The 24,715-nt window shown below is 66.6% G+C and carries 23 protein-coding genes; 13 read left to right on the top strand and 10 right to left on the bottom strand.

All coding sequences use genetic code 11. The features are described 5' to 3' along the window. Window positions 1–9: 9 nt before the first annotated feature. The 5 genes from DPV79_RS09040 to DPV79_RS09020 form a co-directional block, all read right to left on the bottom strand. Window positions 10–1,569 (bottom strand): vWA domain-containing protein, encoded by a 1,560-nt coding sequence (locus DPV79_RS09040; RefSeq protein ID WP_113045233.1) that lies wholly within the window; start codon window positions 1,567–1,569, stop codon window positions 10–12. Then, complete coding sequence (locus tag DPV79_RS09035; RefSeq protein ID WP_113045232.1) at window positions 1,566–2,405, bottom strand: CbbQ/NirQ/NorQ/GpvN family protein; 840 nt, start codon at window positions 2,403–2,405, stop codon at window positions 1,566–1,568. Before DPV79_RS09035 ends, DPV79_RS09040 begins: the two co-directional genes overlap by 4 nt. Continuing rightward, window positions 2,405–2,887 (bottom strand): AmiS/UreI family transporter, encoded by a 483-nt coding sequence (locus DPV79_RS09030; RefSeq protein ID WP_021159494.1) that lies wholly within the window; start codon window positions 2,885–2,887, stop codon window positions 2,405–2,407. Before DPV79_RS09030 ends, DPV79_RS09035 begins: the two co-directional genes overlap by 1 nt. A 68-nt stretch (window positions 2,888–2,955) precedes the next feature. Further along, on the bottom strand, window positions 2,956–3,993 hold the full coding sequence (locus DPV79_RS09025) for an aliphatic amidase (protein WP_021159493.1): 1,038 nt from the start codon (window positions 3,991–3,993) through the stop codon (window positions 2,956–2,958). Window positions 3,994–4,473: 480 nt separating this feature from the next. Further along, window positions 4,474–5,760: a TolC family protein gene (locus DPV79_RS09020; RefSeq protein WP_414016621.1), complete on the bottom strand. Its 1,287-nt coding sequence runs from the start codon at window positions 5,758–5,760 to the stop codon at window positions 4,474–4,476. 410 nt (window positions 5,761–6,170) lie between these two features. Here DPV79_RS09020 and DPV79_RS42545 point away from each other — a divergent pair, with 410 nt between their 5' ends. The 7 genes from DPV79_RS42545 to ppk2 all read left to right on the top strand — a co-directional run bounded on the left by DPV79_RS42545 (window position 6,171) and on the right by ppk2 (window position 13,800). Then, a complete protein-coding gene (locus DPV79_RS42545) occupies window positions 6,171–6,344 on the top strand; it encodes a hypothetical protein (RefSeq protein WP_006495012.1) in 174 nt (57 codons plus the stop codon). A gap of 225 nt (window positions 6,345–6,569) precedes the next feature. Then, window positions 6,570–6,755 (top strand): hypothetical protein, encoded by a 186-nt coding sequence (locus DPV79_RS09015; RefSeq protein ID WP_021159490.1) that lies wholly within the window; start codon window positions 6,570–6,572, stop codon window positions 6,753–6,755. 144 nt (window positions 6,756–6,899) lie between these two features. Further along, window positions 6,900–9,020: a peptidase domain-containing ABC transporter gene (locus DPV79_RS09010; RefSeq protein WP_113045230.1), complete on the top strand. Its 2,121-nt coding sequence runs from the start codon at window positions 6,900–6,902 to the stop codon at window positions 9,018–9,020. Continuing rightward, a complete protein-coding gene (locus DPV79_RS09005; protein WP_181523073.1) occupies window positions 9,017–10,021 on the top strand; it encodes a lysophospholipid acyltransferase family protein in 1,005 nt (334 codons plus the stop codon). The genes DPV79_RS09010 and DPV79_RS09005 overlap by 4 nt, the downstream gene beginning before the upstream one ends. 12 nt (window positions 10,022–10,033) lie before the next feature. Continuing rightward, window positions 10,034–11,329: an HlyD family secretion protein gene (locus DPV79_RS09000; protein ID WP_111941615.1), complete on the top strand. Its 1,296-nt coding sequence runs from the start codon at window positions 10,034–10,036 to the stop codon at window positions 11,327–11,329. Between the two features lie 4 nt (window positions 11,330–11,333). After that, entirely contained in the window at window positions 11,334–12,761 is a 1,428-nt protein-coding gene (locus DPV79_RS08995) for an OmpW/AlkL family protein (RefSeq protein WP_113045229.1), read from the top strand. An 88-nt stretch (window positions 12,762–12,849) separates the two neighbouring features. Then, complete coding sequence (ppk2, locus tag DPV79_RS08990) at window positions 12,850–13,800, top strand: polyphosphate kinase 2 (protein ID WP_021159485.1); 951 nt, start codon at window positions 12,850–12,852, stop codon at window positions 13,798–13,800. 66 nt (window positions 13,801–13,866) lie between these two features. On the opposite strand, the gene DPV79_RS08985 is transcribed toward ppk2, so the two are convergent. The 3 genes from DPV79_RS08985 to DPV79_RS08975 all read right to left on the bottom strand — a co-directional run bounded on the left by DPV79_RS08985 (window position 13,867) and on the right by DPV79_RS08975 (window position 16,286). Next, window positions 13,867–14,454, bottom strand: a complete 588-nt coding sequence (locus tag DPV79_RS08985; protein WP_021159484.1) for an IMPACT family protein — start codon at window positions 14,452–14,454, stop codon at window positions 13,867–13,869. A gap of 248 nt (window positions 14,455–14,702) precedes the next feature. Beyond that, window positions 14,703–15,353 carry a DUF2625 domain-containing protein gene (locus DPV79_RS08980; protein ID WP_021159483.1) on the bottom strand — a complete coding sequence of 217 codons (651 nt, stop codon included), beginning with the start codon at window positions 15,351–15,353 and terminating at the stop codon, window positions 14,703–14,705. Between the two features lie 75 nt (window positions 15,354–15,428). Then, window positions 15,429–16,286: a LysR family transcriptional regulator gene (locus DPV79_RS08975; RefSeq protein WP_060056244.1), complete on the bottom strand. Its 858-nt coding sequence runs from the start codon at window positions 16,284–16,286 to the stop codon at window positions 15,429–15,431. A 125-nt stretch (window positions 16,287–16,411) separates the two neighbouring features. On the opposite strand from DPV79_RS08975, the gene DPV79_RS08970 reads away from it, so the two are divergent. Beyond that, window positions 16,412–16,990 (top strand): DUF4865 family protein, encoded by a 579-nt coding sequence (locus DPV79_RS08970; protein WP_113045228.1) that lies wholly within the window; start codon window positions 16,412–16,414, stop codon window positions 16,988–16,990. Then, complete coding sequence (locus DPV79_RS42540) at window positions 16,987–17,160, top strand: hypothetical protein (RefSeq protein ID WP_155649160.1); 174 nt, start codon at window positions 16,987–16,989, stop codon at window positions 17,158–17,160. Before DPV79_RS08970 ends, DPV79_RS42540 begins: the two co-directional genes overlap by 4 nt. A 76-nt stretch (window positions 17,161–17,236) precedes the next feature. On the opposite strand, the gene DPV79_RS08965 is transcribed toward DPV79_RS42540, so the two are convergent. Both DPV79_RS08965 and DPV79_RS08960 read right to left on the bottom strand, forming a co-directional pair. Next, complete coding sequence (locus tag DPV79_RS08965; RefSeq protein ID WP_113045227.1) at window positions 17,237–19,438, bottom strand: glycoside hydrolase family 3 C-terminal domain-containing protein; 2,202 nt, start codon at window positions 19,436–19,438, stop codon at window positions 17,237–17,239. Between the two features lie 597 nt (window positions 19,439–20,035). After that, window positions 20,036–21,160: a polysaccharide biosynthesis/export family protein gene (locus DPV79_RS08960; RefSeq protein WP_059485051.1), complete on the bottom strand. Its 1,125-nt coding sequence runs from the start codon at window positions 21,158–21,160 to the stop codon at window positions 20,036–20,038. 507 nt (window positions 21,161–21,667) lie between these two features. Between DPV79_RS08960 and DPV79_RS08955 the strand changes: the two genes are divergently transcribed. From DPV79_RS08955 to gmhB, 4 genes are read left to right on the top strand one after another with little or no spacing between them, the layout of a single operon-like run. Next, complete coding sequence (locus DPV79_RS08955) at window positions 21,668–22,714, top strand: GHMP family kinase ATP-binding protein (protein WP_059485050.1); 1,047 nt, start codon at window positions 21,668–21,670, stop codon at window positions 22,712–22,714. After that, window positions 22,711–23,292, top strand: coding sequence for a D-sedoheptulose-7-phosphate isomerase (locus DPV79_RS08950; protein ID WP_113045226.1), 582 nt, complete (start codon window positions 22,711–22,713; stop codon window positions 23,290–23,292). The genes DPV79_RS08955 and DPV79_RS08950 overlap by 4 nt, the downstream gene beginning before the upstream one ends. After that, window positions 23,289–24,020 (top strand): nucleotidyltransferase family protein, encoded by a 732-nt coding sequence (locus DPV79_RS08945; RefSeq protein WP_244321724.1) that lies wholly within the window; start codon window positions 23,289–23,291, stop codon window positions 24,018–24,020. The genes DPV79_RS08950 and DPV79_RS08945 overlap by 4 nt, the downstream gene beginning before the upstream one ends. Further along, on the top strand, window positions 24,010–24,582 hold the full coding sequence (gene gmhB / locus DPV79_RS08940) for a D-glycero-beta-D-manno-heptose 1,7-bisphosphate 7-phosphatase (protein ID WP_113045224.1): 573 nt from the start codon (window positions 24,010–24,012) through the stop codon (window positions 24,580–24,582). Before DPV79_RS08945 ends, gmhB begins: the two co-directional genes overlap by 11 nt. The last annotated feature ends 133 nt before the right edge of the window (window positions 24,583–24,715 follow it).

The raw sequence follows: 24,715 nt of genomic DNA, 5'->3' as shown, positions 1-24,715 counted from the left end.
ATAGAGCCGTCACGCGGTCAGTCGCCCGGCCGCGTGCGCGACGACGGCCGGCAATGCGTCGCCGTTCGCCGCGTGCACGCAGCGCGGGCCGACGCCAAGTATTGTAGACAACCCGGGCGGCTCGCCGAACGACAGACCGGCAATCGCGACACCTCGCCGCCGGCCCTGGCGTGCCGCGTGACGCGCATCCTCGACGAGGTAGCGCGGGTCGAACACGTCGATGTCGGCGGCTTCGCCGTCGCCGATCATCAGCACGGCGGCCCGCGCGCTCGCGGTTTCGCGGCGCAGCAAGGCCAGCGCATGCCGCAGTGCCGCGCCCGTGCGCGTGCTCATCCCGCTGTCGGCCGCGAGCAGCGCCGCGCGGCGGCCGGCGTCGAACGTTTCGCCGAAATCCTTGAAGCGCGCGTAGTACACGCGATGGCGTCCGTCCGACGTGTAGCCGTGCACGGCCCAGCGGCGCCGCTGCCGGTCGAACAGGTCGCCGAGCACGAACGCCGCGCGTTTCTCGAGCGTGGCGACCTGCGCGGCCGTCGACGCCGACAGGTCGAGCAGGATCAGCACGTGCCCGCGCGCGTCGTGCGGCACGCGGCGACGGAACACGCGCGGATCGGGCGCGTGCCCGGCGCGCCGGGCGATGCGTGCGGCGATCGCCGCGTCGACGTCGAGCGCATCGCCGTCGAGCTGGCGGCCCACGCGCCGCGGCAGCTCCGATGCGCGCGCGGCCGGCATTCGCATTGCCGCGCGCCGGTCGGCGTCGATCAGGGCGGAAAGCGACGGCGGCGGCGCCGACGTGGCGGGCGCGCATTCGACGATCGTCGTCCAGTCGCGTCGTTCGCGCTGCGTGTGGCAATTCCACTCGGGATAGCGCGGCGCATCGGGTACGGGCGGCGGTGCGTCGTCGGGCTCGTCGCTGTGGCCGCCGGTCGAGGCCGACATCTCGACGCCGTCGTTGCCCGCCTGTTCGGCCGCCGCGGTGGCCGGCCGCGCCCACAGCCACGCATTGTCGTCGCGATAGGGCAGCCATGCGCCGTCGTCGGGTTCGAAGCGCACGCGCATCTGGCCGAGATCGTTCGCGAGCCTCGACGCAATCGTGCGAAACGCACGGTAATCGTCGAGCGTGTCGCGCCGCTCGGCGAACAGCTGCGCGCCTTTGTCGACCCACGGGTTGCCGTCGCGATACGACGGATCGAACAGCGCTTTCGCGAGCCGCGCGCACAGGCAGCCGAACGTGAGTCCTTCACGGCCGATCGACGCGAACGCCGGCGCCCAGAACGTTGCGAGCCCCGGCCATTCGCGGGCCAGCAGCGCCTCGACGCGCGCATCCTCGATCACGCCGGCGACGGCCGAACCGATCTGCGTCAGCGTGTCGGCCGGCTCGCCGGACGGCGAGTGGCGCCAGTGGGCCAGCGCGTGCGCGGCCGCCGCGATGCGCGCATCGGGCGGCAACGCACGGGGCACACGCAGCGCGGCATGGCCGAGCGTCGCGCGCGGCGCCGCATCGTCGAGCCGCACGTCGGTCTCGTGTGCGGTCATCCCGTGCAGGAAGCGGGCGAGTGGCAGCGCGCTCATGTCGCGAAGTGCGCGGCGGCCATCGTCTGCAACGCGGCACGCGTGTCGGCGTCGTCGGTCGCCGCGTCGCTGATCGCGATCCGGCAGGCATCGAGCGGCGCGAGCCCCGCGACGATCAGCCTTGCCGCGTGCACGAGCAGGCGCGTCGACGCGCCTTCGTCGAGCCCGTTGCCTGCCTGCGCCAGCGCCCGCGTGCGCTGCGCGAGATCGACGAGGCGGCGCGCGGTTTCGCGGTCGGCGCCGCTTTCGCGCACGACGACGTCGGCCTCGTGCGCGGCATCCGGATAGTCGAAGTCGATTGCGACGAAACGTTGCCGCGTCGACGGCTTCAGCCGTCGGTGCTCGCCGTGATAGCCGGGGTTGTAGGAGATCACCAGATGGAAATCCGGATGCGCATGTACGACTTCGCCGAGCCGGTCGAGCGGCAGCACGCGCCGAGAATCGGTCAGCGGGTGGATCACGACCGTCGCGTCGGGGCGCGCCTCGACGATCTCGTCGAGATAGCAGATCGCGCCGTGCCGCGCCGCGAGCGTGAGCGGCCCGTCGGCCCAGTAGGTGCCGTCGGCGTCGAGCAGGTGGCGGCCGGTCAGGTCGGCCGCCGACGTGTCGTCGTTGCACGCGACCTGGATCAGCGGCAGGCCCATGCGCCACGCCATGTATTCGACGAAACGCGTCTTGCCGCAGCCGGTCGGCCCTTTCAGCAGGACCGGCAGGTGATGGCGGCAGGCCGTCTCGAACCAGTCGGCCTCGGCACCGGCCGGCTGGTAGAACGGCACTTCGGCGATGCGGTGCCCGGCGAGCGGATCGGTGGCCAGCGGCGTATCGCGTGCGCTCATTACCACCTCCCCGTCATCATCAGCATGCCGGGCAGCCAGCAGGTGCCGACGCCGATCGCGATCGTGTAGCCGGGCAGGAAGCGCACGGTCCGCTTCAGCCCGAGCGCGACGAAGAACAGGAACCACAGGCTCGACCACAGCAGCCACATCGCCCCGAAACGCGCGTCGCTCGACGTGCCCGCATAGACGAGTGCGCTGATCGCGACGAACAGGCAATACCAGCCCAGGCCGGCGCCTTGCAGCCCGCGCCACTGGACGGCGGCGAGATACAGGTACGTGAACGCGAACAGCAGCCCGCCCGCGCTCGAGAAAAACTGCGGCGGCGCCGACGCCTGCACGAGGCCGGCGAGGTTGATCAGCAGCGCGAGCAGCCCGACGAGCAGGTTCAGGCCGGCCGCGTCGCGCGGTTCGATGCGGCCGGTGAGCGCGACGCCGTTGACGACCAGCACCGCGCCGATGAAAAAGAGAGCGACACCGAGCATGATGAGGGCTCCAGAGTGAGACGGCGCCGTTCGCGCAGGCAGCGCGAACGGCCGGGCGGGGCGCGGGTTCAGCGATGCGCGGGCGCTTCGGACGGAATGCCTTCGATCGGGCATTCGGGCGTGCCGGGTGTCGCGCGTGTCAGGCGTTCGACGGCCTGGCGCGTGCCGTCCGGGTCGTTCACCCAGTTCGCATAGAACTCGAACGGGCATTGCGCGACGCCGTTCGGCGATTCGCCGGAACCGATCTTGCCCGTGTAGCCGCGGTGCAGCAGCTTGTACAAGTGGTTCTGCGACTGCATGTTGCGGCGCGCGTCGCGGATCAGGCTCACCGACAGCTCCGCGTACTGCACGCCGTTCTCTTCCTCGCCGCATTCGCCGAGCGTGCGGCCGTCGAAGCCGACGATCGCCGAGTGGCCGAAATACGAGTACACGCCGTCGAATCCGGACGCATTCGCGACTGCCACGTAGCAGTTGTTCATGAACGCCATCGCTTTCGACACGAGCACCTGCTGGTCTTTCGCCGGGTACATGTAGCCCTGGCAGCGCACGACGAGTTCTGCGCCGCGCATCACGCAGTCGCGCCAGATCTCCGGGTAGTTGCCGTCGTCGCAGATGATCAGGCTGATCTTCAGCCCCTTCGGCCCTTCGGCGACGTACGTGCAGTCGCCCGGATACCAGCCTTCGACCGGCACCCACGGCATGATCTTGCGGTACTTCTGCACGATCTCGCCCTGGTTGTTGATCAGCACGAGCGTGTTGTACGGCGCCTTGTCCGGGTGTTCCTCGTGGCGCTCGCCGGTCAGCGAGAACACGCCCCACACGTTCGCCTTGCGGCACGCGGCCGCGAAGATGTCGGTTTCCTCGCCGGGGATCGTCGATGCGGTGTCATACATCTCCTTCGCGTCGTACATGATCCCGTGCGTCGAATACTCGGGAAACACGATGAGGTCCATGCCGGGCAGGCCGCGCTTGATGCCGACCACGCGCTCCGCGATTTCGCGGGCGTTCGCGATCACATCGGCGCGCGTGTGCAGGCGCGGCATCTTGTACTGGACGACGGCGACGCCGACGGCGTCGTTGCTGCTGGAAATATCGCCATGACGCATGGTGTGCTCCTGGTTCGGGTGAAGACGTGCGTTTTCGAAAGACAAAAAAAAGCCCTTGCCTCGACGAGCGAGGCAAGGGCTTCTTTGCCGGTCCGTTCATCCGACAACGCTGTCGGATAACGGGAATGCGGATGGGCGGCCCGAAACGGGGCCGGCGAAGCGCGGGCTAGCGGGCGCGCGCTGCGCACGATCGTGGGACGTCTTTGTCCGCCGGATCGATGGGATGCACTCTAGGCAAAGTTTTTTTTGGACGCAACATCGCGTATACCCCTGCACGCGGTGAGGGCGCGGCATGCGTCCGGGATCGTGTATTGCGCCGCGCGATCGAGCGGGGTCGGACGCACGCTTGCGTGAACGACGGCGCATTGTCGTGCCGCGCCGGCTTCGATGGATCGACCGGCCGGCGCGTCGGCATCGGTCATCAAGGTTGCGTGTACAACCTTTTTTGCGCGATGCGCGCCGACCCACGCTCAACCACGCTTAACCACGGTCGCTCGCCGCGTTGCTTTCGAGGAAGCTGTCCACCGCGATCAACGACTGTTCGTCGAGCGTGCCGAGCACGCTTTTCAGCTTCAGCTGCAGCTTCAGCGCATCGAGATAACTGTCGAACAGCTTCTGCCGGATGCCCGAGATGTCGCGCCGCAGGTTCAGCGTTTCGTACGTCGTGCTGTAGCCGACCTGATGCGCCTTCATCGACGAATCGTATGCGAGCCGTGCGGCCTGCAGCGACTGCTGCAGCGCGCGGATGCGCTTGCCGACCGATTCGAGCGCGGACAGCGCCTCGCGATGATCGGTGCCCAGTTGCTCCTCGACTTCGCGCAGCCGGTTGCGGTACTGCTCGGTCACGTGCTCGGCTTCCACCTGCCGGTAGTACACGCTGCCGCCGGAGAAGATCGGGATCGTCACCTGCACGCCGACCGCGCTCTGATGGAAGTCGGAGCGATCGGTCAGGCCGCGCAGGTTCGGGTTGAGCCCGCGCGAATACGACGCGAACAGGTCGACGGTCGGCAAGTGCTCGGCGCTGACGCGCTTCGCGGCGAGCCGCGCGACCTGGACGTCGCGGTACGCCTGCCGGTACGCGGGGTTGTCCTGCGGCGCATAGTCGCCCGACGGAATGCGCGGCGACGAGCCGCGCATCGCGAGCCGCGGCCAGCGCGAGAAATCGATCGTCGACCCGAGCAGCGTCTCGTAGCGCGCACGGCGCGCGTCCACGTCGGTTTGCGCGAGGGCTTCGTCGGATTGCGCAAGACTGCGGCGCGCCTCGATTTCGGCCGTGTCGCCGATCGTCTTCATGCCGAGCTGTGCCATGCGTCGCGTATCGCTTTCGAGCCGGGTGAGCGCGTTCACCTCGTCGTCGGCCGACTGCAGTTTCTCGCGCGCGCTCAGCAGGTCGAAGCACGCGTTCGCGACGCGCAGGATCAGGTCCTGCTTCGCGACCTCGAGCTTCTGCTTCGCCGATTCCTCGTACTCGGTCGCGCGCCGCATGTCGTACAGGTAGGGCACGTTGAACAGCGCCTGCGTGACCTGCGCGGAACCGTATGCGGCATTGCTCGATCCGCTGACGTCGATGCCGAACAGGTTCGCGTGCGTACCGTAGCGTCCCCATTCGAGCTGCGCGGCGGCCTGCGGCAACATTTGCGCGCGTGCTTCGGGGAATTTCTGGCGGGCCGCATCGTATTCGCTGCGCGCCTGCAGGTAGCGTGGATCGTGCACGACCGCGTACTGGTAGGCGGTGTCGAGGCAGAACGCACGCGCGTTCGCCGACATGCTGGCTATCGTTACAGCGAACAATGTCACGGTTGCAAGTCGGGGATTCCACCTAGTCGTAAAACTTGATAGGGAATTACCCGAATTCCGCGTCGCCGATCCGTAATTCGCGCGCCTCGTTTCAAACATGGCCGTCTCCGTCTCCTGCCCGTGCCGCAATGCATTGCGCCGGGATTTAAACGTATTGAAATTGAAATTCAAACAGCGTGAATGCCTGCCATCCGTGGCGCACCGGAAAACGCGCCTGTAAGAGTGTGTCCTCCATTGAATTCCGATGCGCCCGCATGATAGCCTGATTTCGGCTCGTAATCGCAGTGATTATTAGATTAACAAGTCGCTAGGGATTAAAAGCCGTTTGTCTTTCTATGAAGGTTCTTTGCATCATCTTTATTTTTTACGAGGAGAGAATGATGAAGGTCATGACGACGGAACAGGTCAGGAATGTGCATGGCGGCGGTGCGATCAGCTCGCTGGGTAGCCTCGCCGTTGACGCCGCGCCGGTGGTGACCGCGCTCGGCCAGTTCCTGCCGAGCCTCGGCAATTACCTGCAGAACCCGAAGACGTTCAATAACACCGGCAAGTAACCGCCGTGCGCGGGGAGGCGCCCCCCGCGCGAAATGCCGCGAAACAGAAGGAAAAGAATCGATCGCCGAAGTGGCAATAAAGCGAATCCGGAATGTATTATTTCCAGTTCGGGCGATTATCAGGAGGCGGGAGTGCCGGATTATCCACGTAATAATGTAAACGGCCATTGAGATTGCAATTGGCTGACGGTGGCGGGCATTCCGACAATATAAAGGCCACAACAAATGCGAGACATCACGGAAGAACAGGCCCGCCAGATTCGCGGCGGCGCGTCGCTTTACTCCAATTCGGCCGCCTATACGGTCGATCTCGTCAACCAGTCGATCGGGACCACGCTGCAGGGCCTGATGACCCAGTACCAGGCCCGCGCCGTCGAACAGTTCCGGATGTCGCTAGGCTCGTCGCGCTGAGCGGCCCGCCAGGCGGCCGGTAATACCGGTCTTCCGTCGCAGCCGGCAGCGTGCCGGCTGTGCCCTTGCGTATCGCGCACGACCCGCCACGGGCCCGCACCGGCAGGCCCGGGCGGCGTGTCGTCGCGCCCCGGGTGCCCGACCATGCTCTTCAATACGCGTAAAGTCCGTCCGGTCCTGCAGGACGAGGTGACGGAGTGCGGCCTGGCCTGCCTCGCGATGATCGCGTCGTGGCACGGGCGCGAAACGACGTTGCGCGCGCTGCGCAACCGCTATCCGGTCCGGATCGATTCCGGGCTGTCGTTCTTCGACCTGATGGAGATCTCGAACGATCTCGGCCTGCGCGCACGCGGGCTGCAGTTCGACGCGGGCGAACTCGACGCGCTCAAGACGCCGTGCATCCTGCACTGGGGGATGAACCACTATGTCGTGCTGACGAAGGTCGGCTACGGCAGCGTGCACATCGTCGATCCCGCGCTCGGCGAAACGAAGCTGCCGCTCGCGCAGGCGCTCACGCACATCACGGGCTACGCGCTCGAACTGAATCCCGATATCGGCTTCACGCGGGCGGGGCGGGCCGACCGGATCCGGCTGCGCGACTACCTCGAAGGGCTGACCGGCATTCGCAAGAGCCTCGCGATCGGCATCGCGGGCGGCGTCGCCGCGCAGCTCCTGCTGCTGCTTGGCCCGTCGTACGTGCAATTGACGATCGACGAGGCGCTGAAGAAGACCGACGTCGACATCCTGTACCTGCTGACGATCCTGTTCGCGATCGTGTTCCTGTTCGACACGCTCTACGCGAACCTCGTCGGCAACATCAAGAGCTACCTGCGCAACATCGTGTCGCAGCAGTTGTCGGCGAACATGGTCGGGCATCTCGCGCGGCTGCCGATCGGCTATTTCCTGTTCCACAACACCGGCGATTCGATCTCGCGCGTGTCGTCGGTGTCGGAGGTCGGGCGGTTTCTCGTCGACGGGCTGGCCGGCGGGCTGCTCAATGTCGTCACCTGCACGCTGACGCTCGTGCTGATGCTGTACTACAGCCCGGTGCTGGCCGGCATCAGCCTGGCCGGGATGGTGCTGTTCGCGCTCAGCCGGCTCGCGATCCAGCCGCAGCTGCAGGACGCGATGTCGCAGATCCTCACACGCGGCGCCGAGGCCGACGCGCTGCTGATCGAGAACATCCGCTCCGCGCATTCGATCAAGCTGCTGTCGGCCGAGACCGCGCGCAGCAGCCTGTGGATCAACGCGTTCACGCAGAAGCTGCAGGCGATGCGCCAGCAGGAGCGGCTGCAACTGCTGTTCGATGCGGTGTCGAAGGGGATCGTGCACGTCGAGCAGCTCGTGATCGTCACATACGGCGCGTGGCTCGTCATGCACGGACAGAGCACGATCGGCGTGATCTACGCGTTCATCCAGTACAAGAACCTGTTCGCGGACAAGTTCATCGATTCGATCCAGCTCTACGTGCGCCGCAAGGTGCTGCAGGTGCACATGGACCGCGTCGCCGACGTGTTGCAGACCGAGACCGAGGAACCGGCGCCGGACGCGGTCGTGCGGCCCGTCGACGGTTTCGACGGCACGCTTTCGATCCGCGCGCTGTCGTACACCCCGAAGGGCGGCAACCGCCCGATCCTGCGCGACATCGCGCTCGACGTGCCGGCCGGCAGCAAGATCGCGATCGTCGGCCGCACCGGCAGCGGCAAGACGACGCTGCTGAACCTGATCTGCGGGCTTGTGCGGCCCGAGCCCGGCACGCTGTTCGTCGGCGGCGTCGATCTCGCGGAAGTGAACCTGCGGCAGTACCGCAAGCATCTCGCGGCCGTCACGCAGTCCGACCAGCTGTTTCGCGGCACGATCCGCGACAACATCACGAACTTCGCGCCCGCGCCGCGCATCGGCGCGATGTTCGACGCGGCGAAGCTCGCGTGCATCCACGATGAGATCGAGCGGCTCGACCATCGCTACGACACCCCGCTCGGCGATACGCAGAAGTTCCTGTCGGCCGGGCAGATGCAGCGGCTCCTGATCGCGCGGGCGCTGTATTGCGAGCCGCGCCTGCTGATCCTCGACGAATTCTCGTCGAACCTCGATCAGGCGACGACCCACGAGATCTGCCGCAACGTGCTGACGCTGCCGTGCACGATCGTGCTCGTCACGCACGACGCGTCGATCCTGTCGATGGTCGACCGGATCTACCAGATGCACGACGGCGTATTGACCGACGCGACCGATGCGTGGCGTGCGGCCGAGGAGGCACGGTGATGCTCGGGCGACTCTTCCTGCTCAATCCTTTCTCGTATGCGTTCCTGGTGCGGCGCGCGGTGCGGGCCGTCGCGCTGCGCACGTCGCCGGCGCGCGGGCTGCGGCTGATGCGCTGGTGCTCGGGCGCGTGCCTGCGCTGCTTTCCGTGCATTCGCGAGTCGATCGAGCGCGCGGTCGCGTACATGCTGAGCGCGCACCTGAACGACGATCCGCGACGCGTGCGGGACGTGTCGGCGGCGATCGTGCGCGAACTGTTCGAAGCGGAATTCGCGGGGCTCAAGCTGCGCACGCACAGCCTTGAATCGATGAAGTCGATGATCGACGGGATGGCGTGCGAAGGCGACGCGCAGCTGCGGGCGGCACTCGCGCGCGGCGGCCCGCTGATGCTCGCGGGGCTGCACTTCGGCAACCTGATGCTGTTCGTCACGAAGCTGCGCTTCATGATTCCCGACGACCGCAAGCTGATGGTGATCCTGCACCGGGATGCGCCCGGTGCGTTCTTCGACGATGCGCTGCGGCTCGTCGCCGAATACGGCGCCGGCGAAGTCGAGTTCATCGACATCGAGGAGCGCGTGCACCTGCGGCGGCTGATCACGAGCCTGCGGCGCGAGGCGCCCGTGTTCCTGCTGTTCTCCGACCTGCACGGCAAGTTCGGCAAGACCAACCGCTGCCGGCTCGGCGGCCGCTGGGTGCGGATGGCCGGCGGCGGCGTGAAGCTCGCGGTCGAGCAGGGGATTCCGCTGCTCGTCGCGTATGCGACGGGCGTGCCGTTCCGCGATCGCTGCGCGGTCCATTTCACCGAGCTCGCGGCCAGCCCGCTCGTGCCGATGCTCGGCGCGGAAGACGACGCGTCGCCGGTGCGCGCCACGCACCAGCGCATCGTCGACCGTCTCGAACAGGCGCTCGTACGCCAGCCGGAGCAGTGGCATTTCTGGGAACACTTCACGCCTTACCTGATGCCGACGCCGCTGCTCGATGCGGCCGCACGGCGTCGCTCCTGACGAGCCTGCCCCATGCCGATCTGGAACTCCGCCCTCCGAGAACAGAAGCCGTCGCGCAAGCTCGCGCGCGGCACGACCTTCGGCACCGTGATCCACGGCGTCGTCGACGTGCCGGTGTCGATGCGCTTCTTCTGCTACCTGTCGCTCGCGATGTTCGCGATGTTCGTGACCGCACTCGTCGAACTGAGCTACGCGAATACCGAGAGCGTGTCGGGGATGCTGACGCCGCGTTCGGGGCTGATCGGTGTCAGCGCGCCGCCGGGCTGGGCCGTGCGGGACGTCTACGTCGGCAAGGACCAGCACGTGAAGGCCGGCCAGCGGCTGCTGGCGGTGACGCGCGACACGAGCTTCGTCAGCCAGGCGAACAACGTGCAGGGGATGCGTGCGGCGCTCGACCGGCAGCGCGTCGAGGTCACGCAGCAGATCGACGCGGCACGCCTCGAATACCGTTCGACGGTACAGCAGATCAACCAGCAGATCGCCGCGCAGGGCGAGAGCCGCGGGCTGATCGACCGGCAGATCCAGGACCAGAAGCGCATCGTCGACGAGTACGGCGAACGGCGCGCGCGCGTGAAGCAGCTGCTCGACGAACAGGTCGTGACGCTCGAGCAGTACAACCAGGTGAACACGCAGTACCTGCAGGCTGGGCAGGCGTACCAGGACCTGCTGCTGCGCCGCGCCGAGCTCGCGAAGAATGCGATGAAGCTGCGCGGCGACCTCGACACGATGCAGAGCAAGTACGACGGGGCGAACGCGGAGCTGAAGATCAAGCAGGAAGAGCTGAACGCGAAGGAATACAACATCGACGAGAACGTGAACCAGGTGCTGTACGCGCCGGCCGACGGGCAGATCGTGCGGCTCGACGTCGTGCAGGGCGGCGTGATCGACCCGCCGGGTACGCGCGTCGTCGAAATCCTGCCCGCGAAGGCCGACGGGCTGATCGCCGAGGTCTACATTCCGTCGTCGAAGGCCGGCTTCGTGAAGAAGGGGCAGGAGGTGAAGGTTGCGTACGCAAGCTATCCGGTCGAGAAGTTCGGCACCTATCGCGGCAAGGTGCTGTCGATCTCGCCCGTCGCGTTTTCCGCGAAGGAGCTGAACCTGCCGGGCGATGCCGCCACGCCGCAGACCTACTTCAAGACCTGGGTCGAGCTGGCCGACCGCACGCCGGCGTTCGAAGGGCGGCCGCTGTCGCTGCGGGCCGGGATGATGCTGAAGGCCGACATCGTGCTGGAGCGGCGCAGCCTGCTCGAATGGCTGTTCGAGCCGTTGTACCGCATCCGTCAACGCCTGTTCGGCGTGCCGGCCTGAGCCGATGGGGAGCCGGGACATGTACCGCCGCCGTGCGCGGCCGGGCGCCGTGCGTCCGCTGTCGCGCTGGCTCGGCGCGACGCTGTTCGCGTGCGCGGCCGCCGCGCATGGCGCGCCGCAGCCGGACGCGGACGCCGAACCACGCTGGCAGGCCGGCGCCGACGGGATCGGCTTCTGGCCGGGCGGCGACGCGGACGGGTTCGACGCGAGCGCATGGGCGACCGACGCGGGGCCGGCACGCGGCGGGCGCGGCAGGCACGGCAGACACGGAGAAGAGGCCGACGGGCCGCAACCCGACGCCGTCCCGTTGACGGCGCGCAAGATCACGCTCGGCCAGCGAACCGGCGGGGCGGGGCGCGCATGCGCGGCAGCGCCCGACGACGGCGCGGACGGCATCGGCTTCGACGACGGCGGTGCCAGTGGCTCCGGTGGCGCCGTTGGCGGCTGCGATCCGGCTGCGCCGCGCGACGCGGCGGCGGGCGACATGCCGGCGCCCGGCGTCGTCCACGCCGACCGGATGCCGTACGAACTGCATCCGGTCGATCCGTCGCGGCTGCCCGATCTGCCGGCCGCCCAGGCGCCGCCGTTGCTGACGCAACTGATGGGTGACGACCGCAACATGGTCGGCCTCGGCTGGCACTTCGTCGGCACGACCGGCCGGTCGACGCCCGTGACGACGCACACGGACGCACTCGGGCTGAACAGCTTCCAGAACCAGGGGTCGCAGCTGTCGCTCGGCAACACGAACACGCTGGCGTTCACGCTGACGCATTTTTTCTCGGAGAACTGGGCAGCCGAACTCGGCGCGGGCATTCCGCCGGTGCTGACGCTGCGCGGGCACGGCAGCATCGCGCTGCCGCTCGACCGGATCTTCTCAGGCGTCCAGGGGCGCTTTCCGCTGATCGATCTCGCGAACACGCAAAGCAACCCGCTCGCGACCACGCGCGCGTGGCTCGGGTCCGTCGTATTCAAGTATTACCTCGGCGAGCGCGACGACCGTTTCCGCCCGTTCGCGGGCATCGGCGTCAGCTATACGCGCTTCACGAACACGAACCTGAATCCCGTGTTCCAGCGCAAGCTCGCGTCGCTCGGCGGGCTGCTCGCGGCGGGCGCGGACATCGGCAGCCTGCAGTCGCTGCTGCTCGACCCGGCGCTGTTCCAGCGGATCTGGGATGCCGGCGGCGACCTGCTGCTGTCGGGCAAGACCAACGTGTCGGCGAAGGTGAAGAGCGTGTGGGAGCCGGTGTTCACCGTCGGCGCGAGCTACCAGATCACGCGCCAGTTCTGGATCACCGGCATGGTGACCTATATCCCGTTACGTACGAAGATTACGCTGGATATCGACCAGCCGAACCGTCAGCTCGCGTCGAACACGTTCGACATTGCCGCGAACCCCGTGCTGGCGAGCGTGCTGCTCGCGTTCCGCTTCTGACCGGTGCGCCGGCCCTTTTTCATGAATTTGACGCGCGACGCTGGGATAATGTCGGCGTTTGGCTGCGTCAACGATGGAAGGAGGCCCCATGGGCGACAACGATAACCGCACCGAGACCGACAACCGCGCCGATCTCGAATCGATGGAAGCGCGCCAGCGCCGCTTCGAGGAAGACCTGGTCGACGCTTACGACGAAGAACTCGAGATGGAGCTCGACGATCGCCGCTTCGACGATAGCGACGACCTGCTGTTTTCGCAGGAGCGGCGCGAAGCGCGCAAGCAGTATTTCCGCGAGCTGTTCCGCCTGCAGGGCGAACTCGTGAAGCTGCAGGACTGGGTCGTGAGCACGGGGCACCGGCTCGTCGTCATTTTCGAGGGGCGCGACGCGGCCGGCAAGGGCGGCGCGATCAAGCGCATCACGCAGCGGCTGAACCCGCGCGTATGCCGCGTGGCGGCGCTGCCGGCGCCGAACAACCGCGAACGCACGCAGTGGTATTTCCAGCGCTATGTCGCGCATCTGCCGGCCGGCGGCGAAATCGTGCTGTTCGACCGCAGCTGGTACAACCGCGCGGGTGTCGAGCGCGTGATGAACTTCTGTACCGACGACGAATACGAGGAGTTTTTCCGTTCGGTGCCCGAGTTCGAGAAGATGCTCGTGCGCAGCGGGATCCAGATCGTCAAGTACTGGTTCTCGATCACCGACCACGAGCAGGAAGTGCGGTTCCAGAGCCGGATCGAGGATCCGCTCAAGCAATGGAAGCTGAGCCCGATGGATCTCGAGAGCCGCCGCCGCTGGGAAGCCTACACGGCCGCGAAGGAAGAGATGCTGCTTCGCACGCACATTCCGGAAGCGCCGTGGTGGGTCGTGCAGGCGGTCGACAAGAAGCGCGCGCGGCTGAACTGCATTCACCATCTGCTGCAGCAGGTGCCGTATCACGAGGTGCCGCACGCGCCGATCGACCTGCCGCCGCGCGAGCATCACGAGGACTACATCCGCCGGCCGGTGCCGGACGACATGATCGTCCCGGACACTTACTGACCGACCGACTGACCGGCGCCGGGATTCGTCCGGCCACGCGGGGAGCGCGGACGCGTTGCCCGCGCGTCACGTCGCCGGAAATCCCGAGCGCCCTTGCGTCAGGTCGAACAGCTCGGTTCTTGCCGCGGCTTCGGCGTTTTCCGGCAGCTTGATCGAGAGCTTCACCGTCATCCCGTACGCGCTGTCCACGAGCGTGTATCCGGCCTGTTCGATCCAGCGGCGCACGCGTGCCTCGTCCGGGTAGCCGATCTCGATCGCGAGTCGCGTGTAGCGGACACGTTCGACGCGCTCGGCGTCGAGCAGCGCCGATGCGATCGCATCCGTATAGGCCCGCACCAGTCCGCCCGCGCCGAGCTTCACGCCGCCGTAGTAGCGTACGACCGCGCCGAGCACGCCGTCGAGATCGTGATGGCGCAGCACTTCGAGGATCGGCCGGCCCGCGGTGCCCGACGGCTCGCCGTCGTCCGACATGCCCGACTGCCCACCCGCCAGCAACGCCCAGCACACGTGGGTGGCCGCAGGATGCTCGTCGCGCAGGCGCTGCAGCGCGTGCATCGCGGCGTCGCGATCGTCGACGGGGATCGCGAACCCGATGAAGCGGCTCTTGCGGATCTCGAGTTCGCGGATGCAGGTGGTGGCGAGCGAGTAACTCATGCGTCGCGAGATGAAAGGTGTAGGGAAATCAAGATGATGACGGCCGGGCGATGCGTTGGATATCGACCCGCGCAGGCCTCGGGCGGCGGCACGAGCGGGCGGGATGAAACAGGAATTTTACCGTGGCGCGCATCGACGCCTTTCGAAGCCGTCAAAACGCGATGCCGATGTGAATGCTCAGGTGCGGCCAAGCGCACCGGCTTGGCCACAGGACCCGACGTCCCGGATTCGAAGGCAGGTCCACCGGATCACGGTTGTCTCGACGTCTTGGCGCCGGCGCCGATCTGGAGCGCATACAGCTCGGCAACGTCGACCGCCCGACGGCTGCTGCGTTCGACCGATCCTTCTTTCGTCCACAGGAATGGATAGAAGCTGAAGCATTGATCCGTCGTCAGGCGCTGGACATCGGCCTGCCAGCCAGGCCAGCGCATGCTCGCGTAGAAGTCGCTCAACGTGTCGCCGAGCGACCATCGCACGAAGTCGCCGTACCCGATCCCGAGGGGCTCCCATTCCAGCGTGTCGGGTGCAAAGTAGTACACGGAGCCCGTGTCCTCCCCGAGTGCGCCGCCATTCAAGGCGAAGAATCCGCCGACGGCATCATCCGCGACCAACAGAAAGCCGGAGGAGCGTCCCTGATTCCAGCCGACGATGTCCCGGGGCAACGCGGGATGGCCCGAGCCGAGCAGACGAAGGTAGCCGCCGTCCACGAGCAGGCCGCCGGTCGAATAGGCGATGGCCCCCAGGAGCGATCGCGTGGTGACCTGAAGGGTCGACAGGATTTCGCCATTCCGGCCCGATGGCGGCAATATCTCGCAACGATCAGGCGCTGCCGCCGACCACTCGATCAATGACGGCAGGGCGGATTCACGCTCGTTGACCAGTTCGTCCAGTGGACGCATGTGTCTTCTCTCCGGGTGGTTCGGTTCGGCATGGGTCGAGCCGGGACGATACGGCCTGCACCGGCTCGTGCGGCATCAACGCGCCCCGACCGACGAGCGCAGTGCCGCGCCGAGCGTGCGCAGTGCCTGCCGGGCGCGCGCATCGGTCAGGCTCGAGTGGAGCACCACGTCGCGCGTCGGCAATGGCGGCAGCCCGTATCGCGCACCGACGTCGACCGTGCCGGCGGGCGCCACGCGATGCCCGAGCGCCGCGACGGCCAGCCCCGCGGACACCGCCGCGCCGATCGTCGCGACGCCGCCGCCGACGAACACCTCCGTCCAGGCGACACCGGCCTGGTCGAGCGCGCCGATCGCCATGCGGCGCACGCTGCAGGGCTCGGCTTGCGTGGCCAGCCGCAGCGGTTGCGGCGGATGGTACTCGAAATCCGTCGCGGCCATCCAGCCGAACGACTCCGACAGGATGGTTTCGCCGTCGAGCCGCCGACTGTCGTGCTGCAGCGCGACGGCCGCGTCGAGCTGGCCGCGGTCGAATGCATCGAGCACGTCGCGCGACGCGGCCACGCGGATCTCCAGCACGAGCGTCGGCTCCGCCTCGCTCATGCGCCGCAGCAGCATCGGGAGATCGGCGCCGACGACATGGTGACTGACGCCGATCACCAGCCGCCGCCGGCCGGTGCCGAACGCGCCGACCGCACCGTGGTGGGCGGCCACCAGTTCGCGCGCCGGTTCCAGGAATGCGGTGCCGTCGGCCGACAGGCGAACCTGCCGCGGCGTGCGTTCCAGCAGGCGGCGGCCGAGGCCGCTTTCGAGCCGCTTGATCTTCAGGCTCACCGCGGACTGCGTCGTGTCCATCGCCTCGGCGGCCCGCGTGAAGCTCTTGAGGTCGGCGGTCAGCACGAACGCCTGCACGGCTTCGATGTCGAGCGTTTTCATCGCACACTCATTCATTGAGAAATCGAATCATTGAAATATTCTGCCATCGTATTTTCAAATGATTCAAGGTCTTCTACGCTGTTCTCGAGCCATTCGGAATCTCCGTTTCCCTTCAGGAGTCGATCATGCTGACCGCGTACTACGTGCACCGCCTGCCGGCGGATTACGACCTCGACATCATCCGCCATCGCGTGCGCGAGCGCGGCAAGCTCTGGGACGACACGCCGGACCTGGTGTTCAAGGGGTTCCTGCTGCGCGAGGCGGGCCGCTACGATGCGACGGAAAACGGCTATGCGTCGTTCTATCTGTGGCGTAACGAGCAGGCGTTCGCCGGGTTCGTCACGGGCGGCCGGTACCGGGTCGTGACGGACAGCTTCGGCCGCGCGCCGATCGACGTGCAGGTCGCGCTCGACGCGCGCAAGGGCAGTGCGTCGACGGGGCGCTTCGTTCGTCTGGAAGCCGTCGACATTCCGGCGGATGCCGACCTCGAGGCGACGCTGGCGCGGGAGGTGGCGCGCAATCGCGAAGTGGCGGCGCGGCAGGGTGTGGTGGCGGCCGCGGTCAGCCTGGACTCGCTACGCTGGCGGCTCACGCGTGCCGTCGTCACCGAACACGAGCCGGACGACGGCGGCGCAGGCACGGTGTATCAGGTGCTGCATCTGGCGAGGCCGTTGCTCGATACGCTGGAAGGGAGTGGAGCATGACGACGGGCGTCGCGTCGAGATCGCGGGCCGGGCCGTCGGGTGCCGTGAGCGACCCGGCATCCGTGCGATTGCCCGCCGGCCTCGTGGTCGCCGCGCATCTGGCCGGGATCGCGGCGGGGATCGCCGCGATTGCCGCGCTCGCGACGCTGCTGGCGCTACTGTTCCGGTGAGGATCGCCGGTGCGGACGGCGGAAGACGGAGGAGCCGGGCGCGACACGCGCGGCTCCTCCGCTGGGTTGGCGCCGCTCAGTGCCCCTGCAACCGGATATCCCGCGACGACGCACCGACGTACACGGTGCCGCCCGGCACGAACCGCCAGCCGTTACGCGACGTATCCCACACGCTCTGCATGCGCGGCGACACGGTCACGCGGACACGCCGCGCCTCGCCCGGATTCAGCCGGATCTTCTCCCAGCCGACCAGCCGCTTCGGCGGTTCGTCCTTGTACGGCACGCCGAGATAGACCTGCGGGATCTCCGCACCGGCGACGCGCCCGTCGTTGCGTACCGTGAACGCGACGCTCAGCGACCCGTCCCACTGCTTCGACACCGACAGCCCCGAATACGCGAAGTGCGTGTACGACAGCCCGTAGCCGAACTCGAACATCGGCTTGATGTTGCGCGCGTCATACCAGCGATAGCCCATGTTCAGCTTTTCCGCGTAGACCGGGTCGTTGTCGAACGTGCCGTTTTGCCCCCAGGCCGGTGAATCCTGATCGCGCGCGGGGAAGGTGACGGGCAGTTTGCCGGACGGATTGACCGCGCCGAACAGCACGTTCGCGATCGCCTTGCCGCCGGCTTCGCCCGGATACCACGCCTCGACGATCGCCGACACGTTGTCCTTCCACGGCATCAGCACCGGATTGCCGCTCTGGACGACGACGATCGTATGCGGATTCGCGCGCGCGACGGCTTCGACGAGCGCGTCCTGGTTCGACGGGTTCGCGAGGCCCAGGCTCTGCAGGTCGCCGAAATCCTCGCCGGCCGGCTGGGCCACCACGACGATCGCGACGTCCGAGCGGCCCGCGAGCGCCGCGGCCTGGTCGATTTCCTGCTGCGTATACGCACGGAACGGCGACTGCTGGTCGCTGTTGCCCGCATACGTGACCTGCGCGGCCGGCGCAAGCGCGCGGATGGCCGCGACGATCGGCACGTCGACCTTCAGCCACGGATTGCGCCACCAGCTGCACCCGGTCGACGCGCCGAACGTCAGGCCGCCGCAACCCGCGAACGAACCCGACACCGGGTCGCGCGTGTTGCCCGAGCCGCCGCCGGACAGCACGGCCGCGTCCGCATGGCCGCCGATCACGGCAATGCGCGACAGCGCCGATGCCGCGAGCGGCAACTGATTGCCGTCGTTCTTCAGGAGCACGATCGACTGCTCGGAAGCGGCCTGCGCAAACCGGTTCGCGGCCGCGAAATCGATCGTTCCGCCGCCGGTGGCCGGATCGTCCATCACGCCGACGCGGATCATCACGGCGAGCTTGCGCCGCACCATGTCGTCGAGCCGTGCGGTCGACACCGAGCCGTTCGCGATCGCCTGCTTGACGGCCGTCGGCGTCAGGTACACGCTCGGCCCGACGTCCTCTTCCTCGTCGAGCCCGGCGTTGATCGCGGCGGCCGTGCTGTGCGTGGCGCCCCAGTCGGACTGCACCTGGCCCTGGAAGCCCCATTCGTTCTTCAGCACGTCGTTCAGCAGGTGAGTGTTTTCGCACGCGTATGTGCCGTTCAGCCGGTTGTAGCTGCACATCACGCTGCCGGGGCGACCGCGCTTCGCGGCGATCTCGAACGGCAGCAGGTAAAGCTCGCGCAGCGTGCGTTCGTCGATCTGCGTGTTGCCGCCCATCCGGCCGTGCTCCTGCTCGTTGCCCGCGTAGTGCTTGATCGTGGCGATGACCTTTTGCCGCTGCGTGGCGAGCGTGCGTTCGGCGAGCAGGTCGCCCGCGAGCAACGGATCTTCGCCGAGATACTCGAACAGCCGGCCACCGCGCGGCTCGCGCGCGAGATTGGTGCCGCCGCCGAGGCCCATGCCGAATCCTTGCGCGCGCAACTGGATCGCGACCTGCTTGCCGTAGTCGTACGACAGCCGGCGATCCCAGCTCGCGGCGACGGCGATCGTCGCGGGGAACGTCGTGCTGGCCTGCGACGTGCTGCCGGAGCCGGTCGCCGAGTCGACCATGTTGAGATCGGGAATGCCGAGCCGCGGCACGCCCTGGATATAGCCGGCGCCGCCGCCCGGCACCTTTGACATTTCGTATTGCGAATGGATGAACTGGAGTTTCTCGTCGAGCGTCATCTTGCGCACGAGCAGGTCGGCGCGTCGTTGTGCGGCGGCCGACGCGAACGCATCGGTCGCGTCGCCTTGTGTGTTGAAGTCGGCATCGCCTGCGTAGGCAGTGGTGCAGAGGGTCGCTGCCAGCACGACGGCCGGCCAGAGTGTGTCCCGCATGTTGCTCTCCTGATCGTATTGCCGATTGTTCGGATGATGTCTGGAGCTGCGCTCGTCCGGTGGATTCGCACCGGACGCATTCGGCTGGCGATGCAGGGTGGTTGCGCGTCGGCATGCCAGGCCGGGCGGGGAATCGTTACGGCCGGTTGGGCTCGACCGGTCAACGCGGGCGGCGACGCGCAGGCCGCCCGGCACTGCCGAATCGGATGTAGCGATTCTCTGCAGCGACTAATGGTATGAATGTAGTTTGACTACAGCATCGGTGTTTCTACCGATACGTACGATCTTTATCGGGCAGGGCCGCGCGGCGGGGTGGAAAAGCGGTCATCGTTCCCGACGGCGCGTGTGCGATCGGGTAAGAAGTACCCGGGGCAAGCGCGTGTGCGAGTCATGCTGCGGCGCGTGTGCGCCGGTTCGTTGCGTATGCATCGAACCGGGATTCGGTCATGTCACGCACTGTTCGCAATGACGGTCATCATTTGCGTTGCGCCGCTCGTTACGACGATTCCGGGACCGGAGCAATAGCGTCCGCTTACGTCGAACTGCACGCGATGAGGGGAGTCATGCAGACCCGCTCTCCGCGTGCAGCCCGCCCGGCTACTTCGTGACGAGCGCGCCGGTCAGCCCGGCGCTGATCGCCGGCAGCAGCAGGTTCAGCACGCGGCTTGCGCGGACGAGCCCTGTGTTGTCGACATAGACGACGTCCTTCGACGCCAGCGGAAACTGGTTCGCGAGCAGCATCGACACGGGTGACTGCATGTCGAGGTGATAGATGACGGGGGCGCTGTCGGCGGCCTTGCGCAGCACGAACACCTGCTTGGCATTCGACGTCTGCTGGTTGAGCTGGCCGGCCTGCGTGAGCGCCTCGCTGAGCGTGAGCGTGCCGTCGCGCAGCGGCGCGACGGCTTGCGGCCTGACCACTTCGCCCATCACGTACACGGGATTGTCGTCGCGCGCGCTGACATGCAGCATGTCGCCGGGCTTCAGCATGATGTCCGCCGGATTCTTCCCCGTCTTCATCATCTGGGCGACGTTCAGCGGATAGATCGTGCCGTCGCGGGTGATCGTGACGCGGCTCTGATCAGCTGTCGGCGCAAATCCGCCTGCACGGCTGACGGCTTCGATCAGCGTCATTGGAATGTCGTTGACCGCCTGCGCGCCCGGATTGCGCACTTCGCCGTCGACATAGACCTGCGTGGCGCGGAACGATGCAACGCGAACCGTGACCTGCGGCTTGACGAACACCTTGGCGAGCTCGGTCCTGACTTCGTGCTGGATCTGCGCGACGGTTTTCCCGACTGCGTGGATCGGCCTCGGGACATACGGAAACTGCACGTCGCCGTTGCTGTCGACGACGAAGCCCGGCGCGGCGTCCGCGGCCTTCGTGTTCTGTATGGGTTGTCCTGCGGCCGTCGCGAATTCGGGGTGGTCCCATACCGTGATCTGAAGCACGTCGCCGGCACCGATACGGTACATACCCGACTTCGCGAACAGGTTCGGCGGGATGGACGCAGCAGGGGCGCGTCGCTGTTCGGCCCGGATCTGCTCGATCTGCGTCAGGTCGATCTGCCTGACCGGAACCTGCATGTCGCTGGTCACGTCACCATTGTCGGCGGTCGTGACCGGCAACGCGGTCGAACTCATATGCTGCCCCGGCACGACCGTGCATGCGGAAAGCACGGCGACGGTCGTGCAGGCGAGTGCCATGCACATGCCGCGCATGGCAGTTCGGGAGTGGCCCGGCGCCACGGAATCGAACGGTAGAACATTTTTCATTTTTTGTGTCCAGCATCGATGAATCGATTGATACGTTATCCAGATCGAATTCGGAGCGATTCTCGCGTGACCGTGTCGTTCCGAGCATCGTGATGATGCTTCCGGCAACTATCAGGAGCCGGATAACCGGCGTGTGATCCAACCCCGGCATCGCTCCCGAAAGCAATTGTCAAAAACTGGCAAGGACGGAAGGACATCGTCGTGCGAGGCGGGGAATGAGTCGGCGTTTATCACGCGCGCTTCGCCCGTCGGTGTGCCGATCGCGAACAGAGCGTAACGCAGGTTGGGCGCTTCGAAGTCGCGGCGGCGGCTTAATGTAAGCCATCGCACGCAGCGGGCCGGACATCTATCGCATAGTGGCGCCAACGAACATGGCCGTGTATTCCAGACGGAATGTGCGGGGGCGGGAACGGCATTGTGCCGGCGTCCGGTTCATTGTCTGCGAGAGATTTCATGACACGCTTCATTGCCCGTTCGAGGGCTCCTTTGCGGTTGGGTCTGGGCGGCGGCGGAACCGACGTGCCGCCGTATTCCGACCGGTTCGGCGGTCTGGCGCTCAATGTGACGATCGAAAAGTTTGCGTACGCGTCGATCTCCCCGCGCGACGATGCGAAGGTGGAACTGGTCGCGGCCGATACGGATACCCGATGGATCGGCTCCGTGTCGCCGGTACTCGAGGTGCAGAACGGGCTCGGTCTGCATGTCGGCGTCTACAACCGGATCGTCCGCGATTTTCACGGCGGCCACCCGTTGGCCGTCACGATCACGACGTGCTCCGAAGCACCGCCGGGGTCCGGGCTCGGGTCGTCGTCGACGATCGTCGTCGCGCTGGTCAGGGCGTTCAGCGAACTGCTGTCGCTGCCGCTCGGCGAATACGACATCGCACACCTCGCACACGACATCGAGCGACAGGATCTCGGGCTTGCAGGCGGCAAGCAGGACCAGTACGCGGCGACATTCGGCGGGCTGAACTTCATGGAGTTCTACGGCGATCGCGTGATCGTCAACCCGCTGCGGATCAAGCAGGAAATCAAGGCCGAGATGGAAGCGTCGCTCGTGCTGTATTACACCGGCGTATCGCGTGAGTCGGCCAACATCATCAAGGAGCAGAGCAGCAACGTGACGGAGGGCGTAGTCGATTCGCTGGCCGCGTTGCACGAAGTGAAGGACGAAGCCATTCGCATGAAGGAGGCCGTGTTGCGTGCCGATTTCGATGCGTTCGCCGCATCGATGCGCGATGCGTGGGAATCGAAGAAGCGGATGGCAAAGAACATCTCGAACCCGATGATCGACGATCTGTACCGCGTCGCGGTGCGGGCCGGTGCGAAGGCGGGCAAGGTGTCCGGCGCGGGCGGCGGCGGCTTCATGATGTTCTTCGTCGATCCGGTCGAGCGGCCCGCCGTGATGCGCGCGCTCGATGCATACAACGGAACCAATGGTCAGGTGCTGAACTGCACGTTCACCGACATCGGTGCGCAGTCGTGGAGAAAGAATCAATGACGATCGCAGTAGAGAGCGAAATTCGCCAGACGCTGTCGGTACTGACGGCGCTCGTATCCGATCACGGGCAACTGGCGCGGATCGAGCAGGTGGCCGAGCGCGTGACGGAGGCGCTGCGGGCAGGTAACAAGATCCTGCTGGCAGGCAATGGCGGCAGCGCGGCGGACGCGCAGCATATCGCAGGTGAATTCGTCAGCCGTTTCAACTTCGACCGGCCGGGTCTTGCCGCATTCGCGCTGACCGTGGACACGTCGGTCATGACCGCGATCGGTAACGACTACGGCTACGAGAAACTGTTCGAGCGCCAGATTCAGGCGACCGGACGCCCGGGCGACGTCTTCTGGGCGTATTCGACGTCCGGGCGTTCGCCGAACATTCTCCGTGCGCTTGACGTTGCAAGGACGGCCGGCATGTACTCGGTCGGCTTCACCGGTAACGGGCCTGGCGCCGCCGAGATGCGCAGGCGTGCCGACATCTGCATCGAGATTCCGTCCGCGTCGACCCCGAAAATCCAGGAAGGACATCTTGTGTGCGGCCACATCATTTGCGGCATCGTCGAAGAGCGGATCTTTGCATGAACGCAATGCTGCCCTGCCTGATCCTGGCCGGCGGCCTCGGCACGCGGCTGCGGCCGGTGCTGGGCGACACAATGCCGAAGGCGCTCGCGTCGATCGGCGGCGAGCCCTTTCTGTGCTGGATGCTGCGAGGCCTCCGGCAGCAGGGCGTGACCGAGGTGGTGCTGTCGCTCGGTTACGGTAGCGGCCCGATCAAGGCGCTCGTGACGTCGCGCGACTTCGGCATCGCGATTTCCGTGGTCGAGGAGGACGAGCCGCTCGGCACCGGCGGTGCGATCGTTCACGCGCTGAAGGCTCATCGCACGAGCGACATGATCGTGATGAACGGTGACACATGGTCGAACCTCGATTTGCGCGCGTTGTCGGCGTTCTATCGCGCGACGCGCCCCGATCTCGTCGTGGCGGCGACGCGGGTCGACGATGCGTCGCGCTACGGCACGCTCGATTTCGACGCGACCTCGCGCAGGCTGTCGGCATTCCTGGAGAAGCGGCCGACGCAGGGCTATATCAACGCGGGCACGTATGTCGTCAACGCGCGCACGCTGCTCGGTTTCGCGCTGCCGGCGAAATTTTCATTCGAGCAGGACTTCCTGGGCGAACGGGTCGATGCGCTCGACATCCGAGTGTTCCCCGAAGTCACGGCATTCATCGATATCGGTGTGCCGGCGGACTATAGACGCGCGCAAACCGTCATTCCGCCGATGCTGGAGATACGAACCCGTGAAGCGTAAGGCACTGTTCCTGGATCGCGACGGTGTGATCAATGTCGACTACGGCTACGTTCACAGGCAGCAGGACTGCGTATTCGTCGACGGCATCTTCGACCTCGTGCGGCTGGCCAATGCGACCGGTTACCAGGTGGTTGTCGTGACGAATCAGGCCGGTATCGGCCGCGGATATTTTTCGGAGTCGCAGTTCGTCGCGTTCATGGAATGGATGCGTCGCAGGTTCGACGAGCGTGGCGCGCGAATCGACCGCGTCTATTTCTGCCCGCATCACCCGGTGGCCGGGATGGGCCGCTACCGGCAGGCATGCGCATGCCGGAAACCGCAGCCCGGCATGCTGCACGACGCACGGCGCGATCTCGATCTCGACCTGTCTGGCTCGATCCTGGTCGGCGACAAACAGTCCGATCTCGACGCCGGCGCGCGCGCCGGCGTCGGGCGTCGCTTCCTGTTCGTGGGCGGCCAGCCGGGTCAGGCGGAAGCCGATCCGGCAGCGGATGTCGTCGCACGGCTGTCCGACATCGGCGTGGCACTGCGGGGCACGGGAATCACCGCCGAGCATGCTTAGGGGCGGCAGCAGAGACGACTGCGTGCCGGAAGGAAACGAACGAGGGCGAGAACGGATTGCCGGCGCGGCGCTTCCGATCGGCATTGAAGGATGTCCCGCCGAATTTTCAATGATATGAGCGTGAACAACAATG

The sequence above is a fragment of the Burkholderia reimsis genome, from assembly GCF_003294055.1.
In the GTDB taxonomy this organism is placed as follows: domain Bacteria; phylum Pseudomonadota; class Gammaproteobacteria; order Burkholderiales; family Burkholderiaceae; genus Burkholderia; species Burkholderia cepacia.
This window is presented reverse-complemented; position numbering and strand designations above follow the sequence as displayed.

Bases quoted from the DNA above. Each gene is read 5' to 3' on its own strand.
- DPV79_RS08960 (WP_059485051.1), bottom strand. From the start codon at position 21,160: ATGCGCGGCATGTGCATGGCACTCGCCTGCACGACCGTCGCCGTGCTT.
- DPV79_RS08950 (WP_113045226.1), top strand. From the start codon at position 22,711: ATGACGATCGCAGTAGAGAGCGAAATTCGCCAGACGCTGTCGGTACTG.
- DPV79_RS08970 (WP_113045228.1), top strand. From the start codon at position 16,412: ATGCTGACCGCGTACTACGTGCACCGCCTGCCGGCGGATTACGACCTC.
- ppk2 (WP_021159485.1), top strand. From the start codon at position 12,850: ATGGGCGACAACGATAACCGCACCGAGACCGACAACCGCGCCGATCTC.
- DPV79_RS09020 (WP_414016621.1), bottom strand. From the start codon at position 5,760: ATGTCGGCGAACGCGCGTGCGTTCTGCCTCGACACCGCCTACCAGTAC.
- DPV79_RS08945 (WP_244321724.1), top strand. From the start codon at position 23,289: ATGAACGCAATGCTGCCCTGCCTGATCCTGGCCGGCGGCCTCGGCACG.
- DPV79_RS08965 (WP_113045227.1), bottom strand. From the start codon at position 19,438: ATGCGGGACACACTCTGGCCGGCCGTCGTGCTGGCAGCGACCCTCTGC.
- DPV79_RS08955 (WP_059485050.1), top strand. From the start codon at position 21,668: ATGACACGCTTCATTGCCCGTTCGAGGGCTCCTTTGCGGTTGGGTCTG.
- DPV79_RS09000 (WP_111941615.1), top strand. From the start codon at position 10,034: ATGCCGATCTGGAACTCCGCCCTCCGAGAACAGAAGCCGTCGCGCAAG.
- DPV79_RS09015 (WP_021159490.1), top strand. From the start codon at position 6,570: ATGCGAGACATCACGGAAGAACAGGCCCGCCAGATTCGCGGCGGCGCG.
- DPV79_RS08985 (WP_021159484.1), bottom strand. From the start codon at position 14,454: ATGAGTTACTCGCTCGCCACCACCTGCATCCGCGAACTCGAGATCCGC.
- DPV79_RS09025 (WP_021159493.1), bottom strand. From the start codon at position 3,993: ATGCGTCATGGCGATATTTCCAGCAGCAACGACGCCGTCGGCGTCGCC.
- DPV79_RS42545 (WP_006495012.1), top strand. From the start codon at position 6,171: ATGAAGGTCATGACGACGGAACAGGTCAGGAATGTGCATGGCGGCGGT.
- DPV79_RS09030 (WP_021159494.1), bottom strand. From the start codon at position 2,887: ATGCTCGGTGTCGCTCTCTTTTTCATCGGCGCGGTGCTGGTCGTCAAC.
- DPV79_RS08975 (WP_060056244.1), bottom strand. From the start codon at position 16,286: ATGAAAACGCTCGACATCGAAGCCGTGCAGGCGTTCGTGCTGACCGCC.
- DPV79_RS42540 (WP_155649160.1), top strand. From the start codon at position 16,987: ATGACGACGGGCGTCGCGTCGAGATCGCGGGCCGGGCCGTCGGGTGCC.
- DPV79_RS08995 (WP_113045229.1), top strand. From the start codon at position 11,334: ATGGGGAGCCGGGACATGTACCGCCGCCGTGCGCGGCCGGGCGCCGTG.
- DPV79_RS08980 (WP_021159483.1), bottom strand. From the start codon at position 15,353: ATGCGTCCACTGGACGAACTGGTCAACGAGCGTGAATCCGCCCTGCCG.
- DPV79_RS09010 (WP_113045230.1), top strand. From the start codon at position 6,900: ATGCTCTTCAATACGCGTAAAGTCCGTCCGGTCCTGCAGGACGAGGTG.
- DPV79_RS09040 (WP_113045233.1), bottom strand. From the start codon at position 1,569: ATGAGCGCGCTGCCACTCGCCCGCTTCCTGCACGGGATGACCGCACAC.
- DPV79_RS09035 (WP_113045232.1), bottom strand. From the start codon at position 2,405: ATGAGCGCACGCGATACGCCGCTGGCCACCGATCCGCTCGCCGGGCAC.